General features: G+C 67.2%; 16 protein-coding genes and 1 pseudogene. 12 read left to right on the top strand and 5 right to left on the bottom strand.

Annotated elements, in window-relative coordinates; all coding sequences use genetic code 11:
* Positions 1-136: 136 nt before the first annotated feature.
* The 6 genes from U5771_RS04345 to U5771_RS04320 all read left to right on the top strand — a co-directional run bounded on the left by U5771_RS04345 (position 137) and on the right by U5771_RS04320 (position 7,384).
* Positions 137-1,750: a peptide ABC transporter substrate-binding protein gene (locus U5771_RS04345; RefSeq protein WP_322022829.1), complete on the top strand. Its 1,614-nt coding sequence runs from the start codon at positions 137-139 to the stop codon at positions 1,748-1,750.
* 11 nt (positions 1,751-1,761) lie between these two features.
* Positions 1,762-2,700: an ABC transporter permease subunit gene (locus tag U5771_RS04340; RefSeq protein ID WP_322022828.1), complete on the top strand. Its 939-nt coding sequence runs from the start codon at positions 1,762-1,764 to the stop codon at positions 2,698-2,700.
* Positions 2,701-2,713: 13 nt separating this feature from the next.
* On the top strand, positions 2,714-3,616 hold the full coding sequence (locus U5771_RS04335) for an ABC transporter permease (RefSeq protein WP_322022827.1): 903 nt from the start codon (positions 2,714-2,716) through the stop codon (positions 3,614-3,616).
* Between the two features lie 105 nt (positions 3,617-3,721).
* Complete coding sequence (locus tag U5771_RS04330) at positions 3,722-4,714, top strand: ABC transporter ATP-binding protein (protein WP_322022826.1); 993 nt, start codon at positions 3,722-3,724, stop codon at positions 4,712-4,714.
* Complete coding sequence (locus U5771_RS04325) at positions 4,711-5,751, top strand: oligopeptide/dipeptide ABC transporter ATP-binding protein (RefSeq protein ID WP_322022825.1); 1,041 nt, start codon at positions 4,711-4,713, stop codon at positions 5,749-5,751. The genes U5771_RS04330 and U5771_RS04325 overlap by 4 nt, the downstream gene beginning before the upstream one ends.
* A 160-nt stretch (positions 5,752-5,911) precedes the next feature.
* On the top strand, positions 5,912-7,384 hold the full coding sequence (locus U5771_RS04320) for an OprD family porin (protein ID WP_322022824.1): 1,473 nt from the start codon (positions 5,912-5,914) through the stop codon (positions 7,382-7,384).
* Positions 7,385-7,451: 67 nt separating this feature from the next.
* On the opposite strand, the gene U5771_RS04315 is transcribed toward U5771_RS04320, so the two are convergent.
* The 3 genes and pseudogenes from U5771_RS04315 to U5771_RS04305 form a co-directional block, all read right to left on the bottom strand.
* The gene (locus U5771_RS04315) at positions 7,452-8,444 is read right to left on the bottom strand and encodes a DedA family protein/thiosulfate sulfurtransferase GlpE (protein ID WP_322022823.1); all 993 of its coding nucleotides are present in this window, start codon (positions 8,442-8,444) and stop codon (positions 7,452-7,454) included.
* 163 nt (positions 8,445-8,607) lie between these two features.
* The gene (locus U5771_RS04310; RefSeq protein WP_124660478.1) at positions 8,608-8,877 is read right to left on the bottom strand and encodes a hypothetical protein; all 270 of its coding nucleotides are present in this window, start codon (positions 8,875-8,877) and stop codon (positions 8,608-8,610) included.
* 236 nt (positions 8,878-9,113) lie between these two features.
* Positions 9,114-9,896 (bottom strand): annotated as a pseudogene (locus U5771_RS04305) (phospholipase domain-containing protein); the annotation flags it as partial.
* A 333-nt stretch (positions 9,897-10,229) separates the two neighbouring features.
* Between U5771_RS04305 and U5771_RS04300 the strand changes: the two are divergent.
* The gene (locus U5771_RS04300) at positions 10,230-10,730 is read left to right on the top strand and encodes a GNAT family N-acetyltransferase (RefSeq protein ID WP_322022822.1); all 501 of its coding nucleotides are present in this window, start codon (positions 10,230-10,232) and stop codon (positions 10,728-10,730) included.
* Between the two features lie 528 nt (positions 10,731-11,258).
* A complete protein-coding gene (locus tag U5771_RS04295) occupies positions 11,259-12,851 on the top strand; it encodes a thioredoxin family protein (RefSeq protein WP_322022821.1) in 1,593 nt (530 codons plus the stop codon).
* A gap of 48 nt (positions 12,852-12,899) precedes the next feature.
* Here the strand turns inward: U5771_RS04295 and U5771_RS04290 are convergent, their stop codons facing one another.
* Together U5771_RS04290 and U5771_RS04285 are read right to left on the bottom strand one after the other, a co-directional pair.
* Positions 12,900-13,151, bottom strand: a complete 252-nt coding sequence (locus tag U5771_RS04290; RefSeq protein WP_322022820.1) for a DUF4148 domain-containing protein — start codon at positions 13,149-13,151, stop codon at positions 12,900-12,902.
* A 455-nt stretch (positions 13,152-13,606) separates the two neighbouring features.
* Positions 13,607-15,010 carry a GntP family permease gene (locus U5771_RS04285; protein WP_322022819.1) on the bottom strand — a complete coding sequence of 468 codons (1,404 nt, stop codon included), beginning with the start codon at positions 15,008-15,010 and terminating at the stop codon, positions 13,607-13,609.
* A 316-nt stretch (positions 15,011-15,326) separates the two neighbouring features.
* On the opposite strand from U5771_RS04285, the gene U5771_RS04280 reads away from it, so the two are divergent.
* The 4 genes from U5771_RS04280 (at position 15,327) to U5771_RS04265 (ending at position 18,160) form a co-directional block, all read left to right on the top strand.
* Positions 15,327-16,814, top strand: coding sequence for a sigma-54 interaction domain-containing protein (locus U5771_RS04280; RefSeq protein WP_322022818.1), 1,488 nt, complete (start codon positions 15,327-15,329; stop codon positions 16,812-16,814).
* A gap of 66 nt (positions 16,815-16,880) precedes the next feature.
* On the top strand, positions 16,881-17,414 hold the full coding sequence (locus U5771_RS04275; protein WP_322022935.1) for a BON domain-containing protein: 534 nt from the start codon (positions 16,881-16,883) through the stop codon (positions 17,412-17,414).
* 61 nt (positions 17,415-17,475) lie between these two features.
* Complete coding sequence (locus U5771_RS04270) at positions 17,476-17,760, top strand: hypothetical protein (RefSeq protein ID WP_322022817.1); 285 nt, start codon at positions 17,476-17,478, stop codon at positions 17,758-17,760.
* Between the two features lie 103 nt (positions 17,761-17,863).
* A complete protein-coding gene (locus U5771_RS04265) occupies positions 17,864-18,160 on the top strand; it encodes an H-NS histone family protein (protein WP_322022816.1) in 297 nt (98 codons plus the stop codon).
* Positions 18,161-18,406 lie beyond the last annotated feature (246 nt).

The raw sequence follows: 18,406 nt of genomic DNA, 5'->3' as shown, positions 1-18,406 counted from the left end.
AAAGAAACGTAAGGAATACTAAGATGCAATACGAGAATCACGGGCCTCCTCAATCGCTGTACCCGTCAGCGTCTCACGCGTAACCGCGGCATCCGCCGCGCATCGCTCACCGCACAACCTTCTCAAGACCGCCACGATGAAATCCTTGCATGCCATGTCGGCCGTGCTGGCCGCGCTCGCCCTGACGACGCCCGCCGCTCACGCCGTTACCGTTCCGTCGAGCGTCGCGCTCGCTCCTCAACAGGACCTGACGCGCCAGGTGCCCGCCGAAGTCGAGTCGCTCGACCCGGCACACATCGAATCGTGGACCGGCAACACGATCGGCCTCGACCTGTTCGAAGGGCTCGCCCGTATCGATGCGGCCGGCCAGGTCGTGCCGGGCGTCGCGCAGTCGTGGGAGCGCAAGACGCCGCAGACGTGGATCTTCAAGCTGCGCCACGATGCGAAGTGGAGCAACGGGCAGCCGGTGACGGCCGCCGATTTCGTCTACGCGTGGCAGCGCCTCGTCGATCCGAAGACGGGCTCGAAGTACACGATCCTCGTCGAGTTCGTGAAGAACTCGAAGGACATCATCGCCGGCAAGGCCGCACCGACGACGCTCGGCGTGCGCGCGGTCGACCCGTACACGCTGGAAGTGACGACCGACGTGCCCGTCGCGTTCTTCCCCGAACTGACCGCGATGGTGCCGCTCGCGCCGGTGAACAAGGACACCGTCGCGAAGTTCGGCGATGCATGGACGCGCCCGGGCAACATCGTCAGCAACGGCGCGTACCAGCTCGTCGACTGGCAGCCGAACAACCGCATCGTGATCGCGAAGGACGCGAAGTACTGGAACGCGCCGAAGGTCGTGATCAACAAGGTCACGTACCTGCCGATCGAAAGCGACGAAACGGCGATGCGCATGTACCAGGCCGGCCAGATCGACTACAGCTACTCGATCCCGTCGGGCATCTTCCAGCAGGTCAGCAAGCAGTTCGGCGGCGAACTGCGCCCGGGCCTGCAGCTCGCGACGTACTACTACTACCTGAACAACAGCGATGCGGCGCTGAAGGACAAGCGCGTGCGCCAGGCGCTGTCGATGGTGATCGATCGCGACGTGCTGACGTCGAAGCTCACGCAGGCCGGCGAGAAGCCGATGTACGGCCTGATGCCGAACGGCACGAAGGGCGTGCAGCCGTTCACGCCGGAATGGGCGTCGTGGCCGATGGCCAAGCGCGTCGCGACCGCGAAGGACCTGCTGAAGCAGGCCGGCTACTCGGACGCGAAGCCGCTGTCGTTCACGCTCACGTACAACACCAACGACCTGCACAAGAAGGTCGCGCTGTTCACCGCCTCGGAATGGCGCACGAAGCTCGGCATCAACACGAAGCTCGAGAACGTCGAGTTCAAGGTGCTGATGAAGGAGCGGCATGACGGCAAGGTGCAGATCGCGCGCGACGGCTGGTTCGCCGACTACAACGACGCGATGACCTTCTTCGACCTGATCCGCTGCGGCAGCTCGCAGAACACCGTCGGCTACTGCAACAAGCAGGTCGACACGTTCGTCGAAGACGGCAACCAGAAGCTCGACGACAAGGCGCGCGCCACGCTGCTCACGCAGGCGCACGACGCGGCGATGAACGACACGCCGATGGTGCCGCTGTTCCAGTACTCGGCCGACCGTCTCGTGAAGCCCTACGTGGGCGGCTACTCGCTGAAGAACGTGATCGACATGCGTGCTTCGCAGGACATGTACCTGATCAAGCACTGAGCGGAGCGATCATGCTGGCCTACGCATTGAGACGCACGTTGTGGGCGGTGCCGACGATTCTCGCCGTCATCACCGTCTGCTACCTGCTGCTGCACTTCACGCCCGGCGGCCCGTTCGATACGGAGAAGCAGCTGTCCGCGGCGACGCTCGCGAACCTGAACGCGAAGTACCACCTCGACGAGCCGCTGTGGAAGCAGTACCTGCTGTATCTCGGTTCGCTGCTGCACGGCGATCTCGGCCCGTCGTTCCGCTACGTCGACTGGTCGGTGAACGATCTCGTGAAGAAGGCGCTGCCCGTGAGTCTCGGCGTGGGCGGCGTGTCGATCCCGATCTCGATCGGGTTCGGCGTGCTGCTCGGCACCGTCGCGGCCGTGCGCCGCGACAGCGTGATCGACCGCTTCGTGATGCTGATCGGCAACTTCGGCAACGTCGTGCCGCCGTTCGTGCTCGGCCCGGTGCTGGTGTGGATCTTCGCGATCCTGCTGAAGACGTCGGCCGGCAACGGCTTGCTGCCCGCCGGCGGCTGGGGCGACGGCAGCTGGCAGTACCGGCTGCTGCCGATCGTGCTGCTGACCCTCATCAACGTGTCGCTGCTCGCACGCGTGATGCGCGGCTCGATGATCGAGACGCTGTCGAGCAACTTCATCCGCACCGCGCGCGCGAAGGGCCTGCCAGGCTCGACGATCGTGCTGCGTCACGCGCTCAAGCCCGCGCTGATGCCGGTCGTGTCGCTGTTCGGCACGGTCTGCATCTCGTCGATCACGGCGGCCGTCGTCACCGAATCGGTGTTCGCGCTGCCGGGGCTCGGGCAGCTCGTCGTGAACGGCGCGATCAACCGCGACTACACGCTGGTGCTCGGCCTCGTCGTGCTGACGACCGTCTGTGCCGTGCTGTTCAACCTGCTGGTCGACCTCGCATACGCGTGGCTCGATCCGCGCATCCGTTATTGAGCGAGGCACTGCAATGACGCCGACTACTCCCGTCGTCAGTCTGCCCGTGCAGACCGACTCGCCGCCGCGTTCGCGCTCGCCGCTCGCGCTCGCGTTCGCGCGCTTCCTTCACAACCGCGCGGCCGTGTTCAGCCTCGTGCTGCTCGCGTTGATCACGCTCGCGTGCTTCGTCGGCCCCTGGCTGCTCGCGGCCGATCCCGCCGCGAGCGACTGGGGCTCGATCAGCCTGGCGCCGACGCTCGCGAACCAGCACTGGTTCGGCACCGACGAGCTCGGCCGCGACCTGCTCGTGCGCACGCTGATCGGCGGCCGCGTGTCGATCGAGGTCGGCCTGGTCGGCACGCTGGTGTCCGGCCTGTTCGGCGTCGCGTGGGGCGCGACCGCCGGCTTCGCCGGCGGCCGGGTCGACTCCGCGATGATGCGCGTCGTCGACATGATGTACGCGATCCCGTACCTGCTGATCGCGATCCTGATGATGACCCTGTTCGGCCGCTCGTTCATGCTGGTCGTGCTGACCATCAGCGCGTTCTCGTGGATCGACATGGCGCGCGTCGTGCGCGGCCAGACGCTGTCGCTGCGCAACCGCGAGTTCGTCGATGCGGCGCGCGCGATCGGCGTGTCGCCGGCGTCGATCGTGCTGCGCCACGTCGTGCCGAACCTGCTCGGCGTGGTCGTCGTGTACGCGACCGTGTCGGTGCCGAACATCGTGCTGACCGAATCGGTGCTGTCGTTCCTCGGCCTCGGCGTGCAGGAACCGATGACGAGCTGGGGCGTGCTGATCCAGGACGGCGCGCAGAAACTGGAATCGATGCCGTGGCTGCTGCTGGCGCCGGCCGTCATGCTGTGCGTGACGCTCTACTGCGTGAACTTCGTTGGCGACGGCCTGCGTGACGCGCTCGACCCGAAGGATCGCTGAGATGAAACAACCCCCACGCTCACTTTGTTCGCTCGGAGGGGCGCGGCCCCCCCGTCTCCCCCAGGCGCTTCCATCGAAGCGCCGGGCGGCCCGGCGGAGGCTGACATGACCGCCCTGCTGGAAGTGGAAAACCTCGGCGTGCGCTTCTCGCGCAAGGACGCGCCGCCGATCGACGCCGTGAGCGGCGTGTCGTTCTCGCTCGAGGCCGGCAAGACGCTCGGCATCGTCGGCGAATCGGGCTCGGGCAAGAGCCAGACCGTGATGGCGCTGCTCGGCCTCCTGGCCGGCAACGGCGCGACGACGGGCACCGCGCGCTATCGCGGCGAGAACCTGCTCGAGATGGATACGCGCGCGCTGAACGCGGTGCGCGGCGACCGGATCGCGATGATCTTCCAGGATCCGATGACGTCGCTCAATCCGTTCCTGACGATCGAGCGGCAGATGACCGAGACGCTGCAGCTGCATCGCAAGCTGTCGCGCAAGGAAGCGACCAGGCGCGCGATCGACGCGCTCGAGTCGGTGCGCATTCCCGATGCGGCGCGCCGCATCCGCATGTATCCGCACGAGTTCTCCGGCGGCATGCGCCAGCGCGTGATGATCGCGATGGCGCTCCTGTCCGAGCCGGAAATCCTGATCGCCGACGAGCCGACCACCGCGCTCGACGTGACCGTGCAGGCACAGATCATCGACCTGCTGCGCGAGCTGAACCGCGAGCGCGGCACCGCCATCGTGCTGATCACGCACGACATGGGCGTGGTCGCGGGCCTCGCGGACGACGTGATGGTCATGTATGCGGGCCGCACCGTCGAATACGCGCCGGCCGAATCGATCTTCGCGGCGCCGTCGCATCCGTACACGATCGGCCTGCTCAACGCGCTGCCGCGCCTGACCGACGCCGACGACGCGCCGCTCGTCGCGATTCCCGGCAATCCGCCGATGCCCGGCACCGCGCCGGCCGGCTGCGCGTTCGCGAAACGCTGCACGTATGCGGAGGAGCGCTGCGGCGCCGCGCGCCCCGCGCTCGAAACCTACGGCACGGCGGGCGCGGTGCGCGCATGCCACCGGCCGCTGGCCGATCTGACGGGAGGTCTGCGATGAGCATCGATGAACGCCGCAATGCCGGCGCGACGGGCACGACGGGCGCGGCGAGCGAAACGCTGCTGTCCGTCGAGGATCTGAAGGTGCATTTCCGCGTGCCGCTCGGCGGCTATCCGTGGTCGCCCAAGGGCACGCTGCGCGCGGTCGACGGCGTGTCGTTCGACGTGAAGCGCGGCGAGACGGTCGGGCTCGTCGGCGAGTCGGGCTGCGGGAAGTCGACGCTCGCGCGCGCGCTGATCGGCCTCGTGCCGATGACGGCCGGCACGGTGCGCTGGCGCGGCGAAGCCGTCGCGCCCGATCATCTGCGCGGCACCGCGATGCGTCGCGAAGTGCAGATGATCTTCCAGGATCCGCTCGCGTCGCTTGATCCGCGCATGACGATCGAACAGATCGTCGCGGAGCCGCTCGTCACGCACCACGCGGGCCTCGGCCGCGCCGAAGTGCGGCGCCGCGTGGTGACGATGCTCGAGCGGGTCGGCCTGAACGCGCATCACCTGCTGCGCTATCCCCATGAATTTTCCGGCGGACAGTGCCAGCGCGTCGGCATCGCGCGTGCGCTGATCGGCGAGCCGAAGCTCGTGATCTGCGACGAACCCGTATCGGCACTCGACGTGTCGATCCAGGCGCAGATCGTGAACCTGCTGCGCGATCTGCAACGCGAACTGTCGTTGTCCTATCTGTTCGTCGCGCACGACCTGGCGGTGGTGAAGGCCATCAGCCAGCGCGTGCTCGTGATGTATCTCGGCCGCGTGATGGAGTTCGGCACGCGGCATGACGTGTATGGCGTGCCGCAGCACCCGTACACGAAGGCGCTGCTCGATGCGGCGCCGACGCCGGAGCCGGCGCGCGAGCGTGCTCGCCGTCCGATGCTGCTGGCGGGCGAGATGCCGTCGCCGCTCAACCCGCCGTCCGGCTGCGCGTTCCGCACGCGCTGTCCGGTCGCGATCGACGCGTGCGCGCAGGACGTGCCGCTGCCGGAAGTGCGGCACGGCTCGGCGGCGCGTGTCGCGTGCATCCGGGCGGGCGTGGCGGCGTGAAGTAACGCAGCAAACACAACCAGGCAGGTCAACAGGGGTAGGGTGCGGCGCGAACGATCTTCGCGTCGCGGGTCAGGGCGCGTCCTTAACCGGGCTCGCCGGGGGACCGGGAGCGGATCGCAACCGGCGTGGACGACATCAACACAAGACGAGAATGACGATGAAAAAGCAAAAGACGATCGGGACGGCATCGAAGATGCTGCTCGCATGGGGCTTGCCGGCGCTTGCCGGCGTATCGATGACCGGCGTCGCGCACGCCGACGACGCGGCCCCCGCACCGCTGACGGTCGCGCAGGCCGCGCCGTCCGCGGGCGCGAGCATGTCGGTTGCGCAGGCAACGACCCCGAACGCCATTATCAACGCCGAAGCGAACCAGGCCGTCACGCCGCCCGACGAGCCTTCGGCGCAGTCGAAGTCGAACGGCTTCATTGCCGACAGTCATCTGAATTTCCTGTTCCGCAACTATGCGGACACGCTCGACAACAAGGGCGGGCCGCATCGTCACGCGTGGGTCCAGGGCGCGATGGCGAACTTCGAGTCGGGCTACACGACCGGCCTGATCGGCATCGGCTTCGACGCGTCGCTGTATGCGGCGCTGAAGCTCGACGGCGGCGCGGGCGCCGGCAGCATGGTGCACATCGCGAAGGGCGGCGGCGGTTCGAACCAGCTCGCGTGGGCCTATCCGGGCATCTACGACGTGAAGGCGCGCATCTCGAACACGGTGGTCAAGTACGGTCTGCAGGCCGTCGACAACCCGTTCATGGAGCAGCACGACAACCGCGCGCTGCCGCCGACCTTCCTCGGCGCGACGATCGTCAGCAACGAATTCAAGAACGTGATGCTCGAGGCCGGCAGCTTCACGAAGACCGATGCGCGCGGCCACACGACGCTCACCAACCTCACGACGCAATACGGCGGCACGCGCATCAATCGCCTGACCTACGTCGGCGGCACGTGGGACTATTCGCCGAACGGCGAAGTCGCGCTGTATGCGAACCAGGCCGACGACGTGTGGCACCAGTACTACGCGTCGGTGAAGCACAGCATCGGCGATACGAAGTCGATCAAGTGGACCGGCTTTGGTAACGTTTACTCGACACACGACACGGGCGACGCGCTGCAGGGCAAGATCAACAACAACGCGTACAGCCTGTCGCTGGCCGCGCAGCACGGCCCGCACGAACTGCTGCTCGGTTATCAGCAGGTGCTCGGCGACCAGTTCTTCGATTACCTGAACGAAACGAACGGCATCTTCCTGACCAACTCGATGGACGTCGACTACAACGCGCCGCACGAAAAGTCGCTGCAGCTGCGTTACACGTTCTACGGCAAGGAAGCGGGTCTGCCGGGCTTCAAGGCGATGGTCTGGGGCGTGACGGGCTGGGGTGCGGACGGCAGCGCAGGCGCCGCGAACGATCCGAGCAAGTCGAGCATCTACTGGAGCAACGGCGCGCCGGTGCAGGGCCGTCACCACGAGTTCGGCTTCATCCCGTCGTACACGTTCCAGAGCGGCAAGCTGAAGGATACGAAGGTCACGTTCATCGCGATGTGGCACACCGGTTCCACGCACACCTCGGACGCGACCAACAAGGAGTACCGCCTGGTCGTGAACGTGCCGCTGCACGCGTTCTGATCGAAGGGGGACGCAACGTCCCCTTCAGGTTTTTTCGTCTCGCGCGGCCGGCCTGCAGTCAGTTCGATCAGGCCGGCTTGTGCAAACCCGCCACCGGATCGTTCGCGGCGGGCATGTCCTCCATCAGCGACGTGAGCTGGCGGCCCGTGTCGCGCCAGGCGTCGAGGCCGCCGCGCAGCGGCAGCGCATCGGTGAAGCCTGCGTCGAGCAGGCGCTTGGCCATCAGCGCGGCCGTCACTTCGTTCGGGCACGAGCAATACACGACGAACTTCTGCGAGAACGGATAGCGCGCGACGATGTCCTCGACGTGCCGCTCGTCCGCGAACTGCGCACCGGGAATCGTGAACGGGTCGAGCTTGCGGTGTTCCGGCGAACGCACGTCGAGCACCACCGGCGCGGACGGATCGCGCAGCAGCAGGTCGAGCTCGTCGACGCCGATCCGCGCGCTCGCGAGCTGGCGGATCAGCGCGCGGCGGCGCATCCAGCGCACGGCCGCATAGATCGCCAGCAATGCGACGATCACCAGCAGCACCGCGCGGCCGAGCCGGCTCGCGCCGGCGAACAGCCAGTCGATCTGCCGGTAGAACACGAGCCCCGCGACGAGGCCGACGATCGTCCACAGCGCGGCGCCGAGCGCGTCGTAGCCGGCGAACGTGCGATAGCGCGTGCCGAGCGCGCCGGCCATCGGCACCGACACGAGCGACAGCCCGGGAATGAAGCGGGCGACCGCGAGCACGCGCACGCCGTAGCGGCCGAAGAATCGTTCGGTCTTCTTCACGCAGGTATCGCGCGACAGCGACAGCCGGCAGATCGTCTTCAGCGTCGTGCCGCCGTAGCGCCGGCCGGCTATGTACCACACGGTGTCGCCGATCAGCGCGCCGAGCACCGACAGCGCCAGCACCGTCACGAGTTGCGAGCCGATCATCGCCGGATGCATCGCGGCCATCGCGCCGAACAGCACGAGCGTCGGCATCGCCGGCACGGGCAGGCCGACGGCCGCCGCGAGCACATTGGCGAAGACGAGAAGCGGCCCGTATTGGGCGACGAGGTCACGGAGCATGACGGCTGGCCGAAAAGGAAACGCGTGAGGAGGATACGCAGATGGGCCGATTATCGGCCATTTTCAAGCGGGCGGCGGGGAATGACGGAAAGCGCCTGACGGCGGCAGGGAGATGCGGGCAGATCGGTGAGCCGGTGCGTTGCGCGCGGCTCACCGATCGACATCAGGAAGAGGTGCGGGCGAGCGAGGCGGCGCCGTGGTTTTCGCCGGGCAACTCGGCGCCGTGCGAGCGGATCGCCGCGATCAGTTCGGCCGGCGTGATCTCGTAACGGACCTCGCGATGAATGCCGGGCTTGCGTTCGTCGATCTCGATCAGCAGCACGCTCTTGCCGTCGCCGGTCGATTCGAGCCGGAGCGAGCGCAGTTCGCGGCCGTCGGCCGGGTCGTGTTCGGTGAGCAGGGTCATTGCCCCGGATGAGCCGGTAGTGCGCATCGAACCTATCCTCGTATCGTGTGTGCCGGGTTGGCGAAGATGTCGTTGTTGAATGCAGCTTGACGAAGTTTAACGCGAACGGGCCGCAACACGGAGCATTTTCGTTGACGCCAAATGAGGGCTGAACCACCTATCCTTCTGACGTTTGAACCGTGCCGGGCGGGCGTTTCAGCCGGATCGGGCCGCACCGCGTCCGGCGCCCGGCCGGTGTTCCGGCCGGGTGGGTGCAGGTGCCGTCAGAAGCGGTCGGCGAGCCCCACCGCCGGGTCGCTGACCGAGTGGCGACCCGTCTCGACGCGGCCGGCCACGCGGCGCGAGAAGCGCGCGTCGCTGTCGGCGGTGACGACGAAGTCGTACCCGTGGCCGGTCGAGTCGAGCTTCCCGTGCAGCTCCGACTGGCCGCCGGCGCGCACCGTGACGGTCCAGGTCGTGCCTGTGTCGTTGCCGTGGCGGTGCCCCTGGCTGTTGCCGTCCTCGTTGCCGTGGTCGCGATCGTCGTGCGCGCCGTGGCCGGACAGCGGGCCGTACACCTTGTTCGACTGCACCGTGAAGCGCACGGTGCCGCCGCCGTCGTTGCGCAGCCGCAGATGCAGGTCACAGCTCGCGCCCGCATAGCCGACCCGGATCTCCGGATGCGGCGCGCGCGCCGGCCAGCCGGGCCAGGTCGCCGGTGAAGCGGCGGTGATAGCCGTTCGGGCCGAGGACCCACAGGTCATATTTACCGCCGTCGTCGGCCAGCGCCGCCCAGTCGCCGCGCCGCGCCTTGCCCGGCTCGACGGCGTAGCGGCGCGGCCCGCGAGCGTCGGCAGCGGTTCGTTGTTCGGCGCGCGGAAGTTGAACGCGCTCGTCAGGTCGCCGCATACCGCGCGGCGATAGGCGCTGATCTGCGGCTCGACGACGCCGAAGCGCTTCTCGAGGAAAAGCAGCGTCGACGTATGGTCGAACACCTGCGAGTTGACCCAGCCGCCGCGGCTCCACGGCGACACGACCCACATCGGCACGCGCGGGCCCGGTGAGTGCCGGGCAGGGCGCGCCCGGTCCAGGAAGCGCAGATGACGTCGACGGGATGCGGAAATGACAGGGTGTGTCGCGTCCATGACGTTGCGTGTGCAACTAAGAGACGACGCGCGGAGACGACGTCGGAATGGTCGAAAATTACCGATCGCGCCTGGTGGGAATGGTCGGGAATTGCCGATTTCGTGAAGCCGGCGTGATGCGATGTGGTTGTGCGTGCAACGGCATCGCGTGGTGCGCAGACCATGTTTCATTCGCGTGAAATCGGATAAGCTCGACGTGTTGTTGCGTTCGCGCGGCAACATGCCTTGGCCCGATACCTTCGACGCTATCCAGTCATGACCGATATCACGATCCGGCACAGCGAGACGCACGACGTCGACGCGATCCGGCAAATCATCGCGCACCCCGCGGTGTACATGAACACGCTCCAGCATCCGTTTCCGTCGCACGAGAAATGGCAGCAGCGGCTCGAACGCCTGCGCGAGCAAGGCGTGAGCCTCGTCGCCGAACTCGACGGCGCGGTGGTCGGTCACCTCGCGCTGCATCCGGAGCAGAACCCGCGCCGGCGTCATGCCGCGTCGCTCGGGATGATGGTCGATGCGGCGCATCACGGGCGCGGCATCGGCAGCCGGCTCCTGGTCGCAGCCATCGAACTCGCCGAAAACTGGCTGAACGTCACGCGTCTCGAACTGACCGTGTTCGTCGACAACCCGGCCGCGATCGCGCTGTATGAAAAGCACGGCTTCCGGATCGAAGGCGAGGCGCCGGACTATGCGCTGCGCGACGGCGCGTATGCGTCGGTATTCCAGATGGCGCGGATCAAGGGGCGGCAGTAATGGAAGCGGGCTGAAGCGCGGGCGGGCCGGTGTGCGTCGCTGCGTCGGCCGCGGCATGCGCGTGCATTGGCAATGCGGTGCGTCGCGTCGTGCATGCCTTCGTGCACCGGGTTGCGTGCGGCAGCGGACGGCAGTCGGTGAAGCATGCATGCCGCGCAGTGCGTGGTTGCGCCGACCGCGCAGGCGCGCACGTCATATCCATTCGAGAATTCGTTCGTTTTCAACCGGCCGCGTGAATCGTATCGTCGAGCGATTTGCCGGTCGTCGTGGTTGTTGTGGTCGGCACGGTTGCGCGGTGTGCGCATGCAGCGGCCGGTCGTGGCTTTCTGCGTCGATGCCTGCGTGACCCGCATGGCCGATTCCGGCATGCATGGTGCCATCCGTCGACGCCTTTCGTTGTTGCGTCGCTTCATCGTGCTTTCGCTTCGCCGCTTCGCCGCTTCGGGCCGCACGCCACTGGCGTGTTGCCCGCCAATCGTCGCGCGACGCCGTTACCCGCAATCGTCTCTTTCAACGGAACCCGCCTTGATGAAAACCGTTCTCCGTAACGTGACTGCCGCCTGCCTGTTCGCCGCCGCGGGTGCGGCGTTGGCCACCACCGCGCCGCAGGACGCCGCCGTATCGAGCCCGTCGGGCGGCGCGCATCTGCCGCCCGGCATCGCGTGGCAGCAGGGCGACGTCGATGCCGCGTTCGCGCTGGCGAAGCGCACCGGCAAGCCGCTGCTGCTGTACTGGGGCGCCGTGTGGTGCCCGTCGTGCAACCAGGTGAAGTCGACGATCTTCAGCCAGCAGGCATTCAAGACCCGCTCGTCGTTCTTCGTGCCCGTGTATCTCGACGGCGATACCGAAAGCGCGCAGAAGCTCGGCGAGCGCTTCAAGGTGCACGGCTATCCGACGATGATCCTGTTCCGCCCGGACGGCACCGAAGTCACGCGGCTGCCGGGCGAGGCCGATCTCGACCGCTACATGCAGGCGCTGTCGCTCGGGATGACGGCTGCGCATCCGGTGCGGCAGACGCTCGCGACCGCGCTGAACAACGGCGCGGCGCTGACGCTGGCCGAATGGCATCTGCTGGCCGACTATTCCTGGGACACCGACGGCGCGCTGCCGGTGCCCGCCGATCGTGTCGCGGTGACGCTGCAGACGCTGTCGCAACGCGCGCGTGCAGCCGGCGCGAAGGCGGACGCCGCGCGGTTCGCGCTGAAGTCGGCGGTGGTGGCGGCATCGGACGATCCCGCACAGGCCGGCGCGCTCGACAAGGCGGCGCTTGCCGACGCGCTGCGCGCGGTGCTGCGCGAGCCGGCACTGGCGCGGGTCGATTCGGACGTGCTCGTCGCGGCGCCCGCGCGCGTGGTTGCTTACCTGGGCGGCGACGCCGCGCAGCGCACGAAGCTGCGCGGCGCGTACGACACGGCGCTCGCGCGCCTGTCGACCGATACGACGCTGTCGTCGATCGACCGCCTGATGGCGCTGCACGGCCGTGTGCTGCTCGCGCGCGGCGACGTGCACGACGCCGCGCCGCTCGCCGCGCCGGCGCTGGTCGATACCGCACGCAAGCAGATCGCGGCATCGGTGCAGGGTGCCGCGAACGCGTACGAGCGGCAGGCGCTCGTCAGCGAAGCGGCGGACACGCTGACCGACGCCGGACTGTACGACGAATCCGATGTCCTGCTGAAGGCCGAGTTGCCGCGTTCGGCGACGCCGTACTACTTCATGTCGGGGCTGGCGGCGAATGCGAAGGCGCGCGGCGACAAGGCCGCGGCGCTCGACTGGTACCGGAAGGCCTACGACTCGGCGAGCGGACCGGCGACGAAGCTGCGCTGGGGCGCGACCTATTTCGCGAATGCCGTCGCGCTGGTGCCGGACGATTCGGCGCGGATCGAAGCGATCGCCGCGAGCGTGCTCGCGCAGGCCGGCAAGACCAAGGATGCGTTTTATGGGGCGAACCTGCGCGCGCTGACCAAGGTCGTCACGCAATTGAATCGCTGGCGTGGCGGCGGCGCGCACGATGCGTCGGTCAGGTCGGTCGTGAAGCAGTTCGACGGGGTGTGCGCGAAGCTGCCTGCGGGCGATCCGCAGGCAGCGGCATGCGCGAAACTGATTGAGCCGGTGAAGGCGTAACGATCAGCGAGGGTGCGGTCGGGCCGGACGGCCGCTTCCTGACTGCGATTACTGGCCTGATTGCGGCGCCGCGCCGCGAGTACCGCCAGCCCCGGCACTCTGCTGGCGCGCGATCTTCGCTTCGGCGGAAACGATGCTGGCCGGATAGAACCAGTCGCTCGACTGGAAACCGGCCTGCTTGAGCGCCTTCACTTCGGCGTGGACCTGCGCGCGCGTGAGCGGCGGGTTCGACTGCGCTTGCGCGGCGAGCGGGGCAGATACGGCCAGGGCGATGGCAACTGCATGGATCAGGCGCTTCATGATCGTGACCTCCATGTTTCCGACTGGGCGGCCGGCCTTCGTTCGACGAAGCGGCGGCGGTTGAAAACAGTGTAGGCCCGGGCCAGCGCGGGAAAAATGCGATCGCTCCCAACGCAGTGTTCTGCTGCCGGCAACAATGAATGGCGGGCGCGGACGGTGCCGGATGGCGGCGTGTGACGGACGTTGGGCCGTCCGGGCTGCACGGCAATGTGGCGCCGGGCGGTTCCGGTCGGCAGGGGGACGAACCGGCAGATGTGAATCCCGGTCGATCCGCCCCGGTTTGCATGCGGAGGTAGCGGGAAGGCGCCGTGCCTCGCGACAGGCATCACGCCGCGGCTGCCGCGCTGCAGGGCCGGTTGAACAGCCGTGACACGCAGAGGGAGGAAGGCGCGCCGGCCGCGTCGATGCGGCCGGCAGCGTTGGGCGGCGGTCGGAACGCCGCCCGATGCGGAGGCTTACACCAGGCCCGTCGTGTAGTACACGGCGATCACGAAGAACACCGCGAGCGTCTTGATCACGGTGACCGCGAAGATGTCGCGATACGACTCGCGGTGCGTGAGGCCCGTGACCGCGAGCAGCGTGATGACCGCGCCGTTGTGCGGCAGCGTGTCCATGCCGCCGCTGGCCATCGCGACGACCCGGTGCAGCACGTCCATCGGAATGTTGGCGGCCTGCGCGCCCTTGATGAACAGGTCCGACATCGCGGCGAGCGCGATGCTCATGCCGCCCGACGCCGAACCGGTGATGCCGGCGAGCGAGCTGACCGACACGGCCGCGTTCACGAGCGGGTTCGGAATGCTCTTCAGCGCGTCGCTGACGACGAGGAAGCCCGGCAGCGCGGCGATCACGCCGCCGAAACCGTATTCCGACGCGGTGTTCATCGCGGCGAGCAACGCACCGCCGACGGCCGCCTTCGAACCGGCCGCGAAGCGGTCGCTGACGCGCTTGAACGCGGTCAGGACGACCAGCACGATGCCGAGCAGCAGCGCGGCCTCGACCGACCAGATCGCGACGACGGTCTTGATCGACGTCGTGACCGGCGTATGCACGCCGGGCAGCACGTCCGGCGCGACCGTGTACGACGCGGCGCCGTACCACTGCGGGATCAGCTTCGTGAACGTGAAGTTCGACGCGCCGACGAGGAGCAGCGGCAGGATCGCCAGCGCCGGGTGCGGCAGTGCCGTCGCTTCGACGCGCTCCGGTTCGTTGACGAGCGACGTGCCGTAGCCTTCGCCCTTTGCCATCGCCGAACGGCGACGCCATTCCAGGTATGCGAGGCCGACGACGATGATGAACAGCGAACCGATCGTGCCGAGCGCGGGTGCGGCCCAGGCGGTCGTCTTGAAGAACGTGGTCGGGATGATGTTCTGGATCTGCGGCGTGCCGGGCAGCGAGTCCATCGTGAACGAGAACGCGCCGAGCGCGATCGCGCCGGGCATCAGCCGCTTCGGAATGTTGCTCTGGCGATAGAGTTCGGCCGCGAACGGGTACACCGCGAACACCACGACGAACAGCGACACGCCGCCATAGGTGAGCAGCGCGCACACCGCGACGATCACCGCATTCGCACGCGAGCGGCCGATGTAGCGGATCGCGGCATGGACGATCGACTCGGAGAACCCGGACAGTTCGATCACCTTGCCGAACACGGCGCCGAGCATGAACACCGGGAAATACAGTTTGACGAAGCCGACCATCTTCTCCATGAAGATGCCGGAGAAGACCGGTGCGACGGCGGCGGGTTCGATCAGCAGGACCGCGCCGAGCGCGGCGATCGGCGCGAACAGGATCACGCTGTAGCCGCGATACGCGGCGAACATCAGGAACGCCAGCGCGGCGAGGACGATCACGAAAGACAAGGGAGTCTCCTAATGGCTTTGGTTGTTGTTCGATCGCGGAACGCGCCGCGGACCGGCTCAGGTTCGTGCAGGTTTCGTGCCATCGGCCGGATTGCGCCGCCGGACATGGATTCGGCGGAGGCCGGCGGGCCCGCGCCGGCCAATGTCTGACGATTCTACATAAATCGTCTCCATCCGGAGACGATCTGGCCGTCAGGACAGCCCATTGAATCGGGCAGGGCTTTCCCGGACAAGGCATTCCGGCATGTCTCCGAAGTGAGATACTGCGTCTCGTTCCGGAGACATCCGGCCCAGCATACGCGGAGACGACGACACGATGATGAACGACTGGGCGCGCCTGCCCGTCAATTACGGTGACGTGCTGCGGCGCGCCGCCGAGTCGCTGTTTCGGACCTTCGAGGATTCGAGTGCGGGCACGGTGGTCGTCGATCGCGACGCGCGCGTCGTGTGGATGAACGAGCGTTATGCGGCGCGCTTCGGGTTCGCCGATCCGCAGCAGGCGGTCGGCCTCGACTGCGAGGCGGTGATTCCGAACAGCCTGATGCGCGAGGTCGTGTCGACCGGACAGCCGATTCTGCTCGACATCATGGAGACGGGCCGCGAGCCGCTCGTCGTCACGCGCCTGCCGTTGAAGAACGAGGCGGGCGAGACGGTCGGCGCGATCGGCTTCGCGCTGTTCGACCAGCTGAAGACGCTCACGCCGATCTTTTCCCGTTACGTGCAGCTTCAGCAGCAGCTGATCGCGACGCAGCGTTCGCTCGCGCAGGCGCGTCGTGCGAAGTACACGTTCGCGAGCTTCGTCGGCACGAGTGCCGCGAGCCTCGAAACCAAGCGGCAGGCGCGGCGCGCCGCACAGGTCGATTCGCCGGTGCTGCTGCTCGGCGAGACGGGCACCGGCAAGGAACTGCTCGCGCATGCGATCCATGCGGCGTCGGCGCGCGCGCTCCAACCGCTCGTGACCGTCAACGTCGCCGCGATTCCCGACACGCTGCTCGAAACCGAATTCTTCGGCGCGGCGCCGGGTGCGTATACCGGTGCCGACCGCAAGGGACGCGTCGGCAAGTTCGAGCTGGCCGATCGCGGCACGCTGTTTCTCGACGAAATCGGCGACATGCCGCTGCCGCTGCAGGGCAAGCTGCTGCGCGTGTTGCAGGACAAGGAGTTCGAACCGGTCGGCTCGAACCGGATCGTGCGCGCCGACGTGCGGATCATCGCCGCGACGTCGGCCGACTTGCCCGCGCTGGTCGAGGCCGGGCGTTTTCGCGCGGATCTCTATTACCGGCTCAATGTGCTGACGATTCACGCGCCGCCCTTGCGCGAGCGCGCGTCCGACATCGCGGCGCTCGTCTACGCGACGCTCGAGGAGCTGGCCGCGCAGCACGGTCGCGCCGCACATTGCGAACTGACCGACGATGCGCTGCGGATGCTGTGCGCGTACCCGTGGCCGGGCAACGTACGCGAGCTGCGCAACACGCTCGAGCGTGCGCTGATGCTGTCGGATCGCTCGGTGATCGATGCGGGTGCGCTCGCGACGTTCCTCGGGCCGGTGCGTGTGGCGCCGGACAGCATGCCGGCGGGCATGCGCGCTGCGCCGTCGCAGGTCGGCCGGGACGCGGACGACGCGCCGGGTGCATCCGGTGCACAGGTCGTTTCGTATACCGATGCATTGGCCGCGTGGGAGCGCCAGTTCCTGATCGACGCGCTTGCGGCGTGCGACGGGAAGGTCGTGGAAGCGGCCGCGCGCATCGGTATCGGTCGGGCGACGCTCTACAAGAAACTGGCGGCGCTGGGGATCGACCGATAGCAAGCGGTGGCGGATGCGGTCGGACGTGAGGAACGGCCCCCGGGGCGTACCCAACAGGAGACAACGATGAAACGAAGCGGCATCGCCGGATGGCTGGCCGTGCTGGTGGCGACGTCGGCGTTCGCGCAGGGCGACGACGCGCCCGCTGCGCGGCGCAACTGGTACAACGATCCGTTCGTCGCGCTGTCGCAGGGCTTCGCCGAATGTCCGCTGCCGCTCGGCCCGTGGATGACGCGCGCCGAGATGACGGACGACGCGCATTACCGCGCCGAGCGCGGGACCACCTGCTGGCTCGCCCACCGCTGCACGAAACCGAATTCCTATATGTATGACGCGCCGATCGCCGAGGCGGCGAAAGCGCATTTCGCGGGCACCGATCTTCTGCAGGGCACCAGCCTGTGGATCACCGTGCAGCGGCGCTTCATCTATGTCGAAGGGTGTGCCGATCCGGGATTCGATCGGCAGGCGCTGGCGCGCGAACTCGGCGCGCTTCCCGACGTCGAGCAGGTGTTCGTTCGCATCACCGACGATCCGCACCGGGCCGTGCCGTACAAGACGCGCGGCCGGCCGGACCGGACACCGGACCGAGCGCGGGAGTGAACGTGTGACAACGGTGCATGGCATACTCGCGACATTCAAAAATCGGTTGACGGAAAGAACAATGAATCACATGCTTGCGTCGGTCTGTCGGTGGCCTCGAACGCATTGGCGTCGGGCCGGATTGTTGGCCCTGGTTGCGGGGCTCGGCGGGTGCGGCGGCGGGGCGCCGTTGTTCACTTCGGACGGGCGCCCGACTACGCAGGTGCAGTGCACCGGCAGCGACTGGAGCAATTGCACGGACAATGCCCGCGCCATCTGCAATGGTGAATACGACGTCCTCCAGCAATCGACCGATGACGCCGTGCGAAATCTTCTCTTCGCATGCAAGAAGAAAAGCGGTTATTGATCCCGATATGCGTGGATAAGGAGACCATAATCGGGTGAAGCGCTTTTCTATTCGCTTGGAGTCGGCTATTTTTCATGAATAACACTCACGGAGTCCCATCCATATGGCGACCTACAGGCAACTGACAGCGCAGCTCGAAAGACTTCAGCAAAAGATCGACAAGGAACGCGAAAAGGCGATTACCGATGCGATTGCCGCGATTCGGGCGAAAATCGAGGAGTTCGACATTACGGCGGAAGAGCTCGGCTTCCGGCCGATGGGCACCGCTGCCGCCGTGAAACCGAAGCGCCCGTTGCCGCCGAAGTACCTGAATCCGAAGACGGGCGAAACGTGGAGCGGCCGCGGACGTGCGCCGGCGTGGCTCGGCAAGAACCGCGCGCGTTTCCTGATCAAGGACTGACTCCCGAAAATCCTCACCTTTCGTGCGCTGACTGACGGTGCGAACGGCCATGCGGCCGTCGCACCGTTTTGTTTTTGAGCCGCCGCGGCGCGACTCGAAGCCGTGGACTGAACACCAATGCCGCGCGATTAACGGATACCGTTTTGCGAATTCGCCGCGATTCGACCGGATATCGCCGCGAATTCCGGTAAACAACCCCGTAATTACGCGGCATGCGCGCATTGGCATTTTCGACCGTCGCGGTGC

Origin of the sequence: Burkholderia sp. BCC1977, from assembly GCF_905339595.1 — a bacterium.
Classification (GTDB): Bacteria; Pseudomonadota; Gammaproteobacteria; order Burkholderiales; family Burkholderiaceae; genus Burkholderia.
Note: the sequence above shows the minus strand (reverse complement) of the source record. Positions and strands in the feature narration are given on the sequence as shown.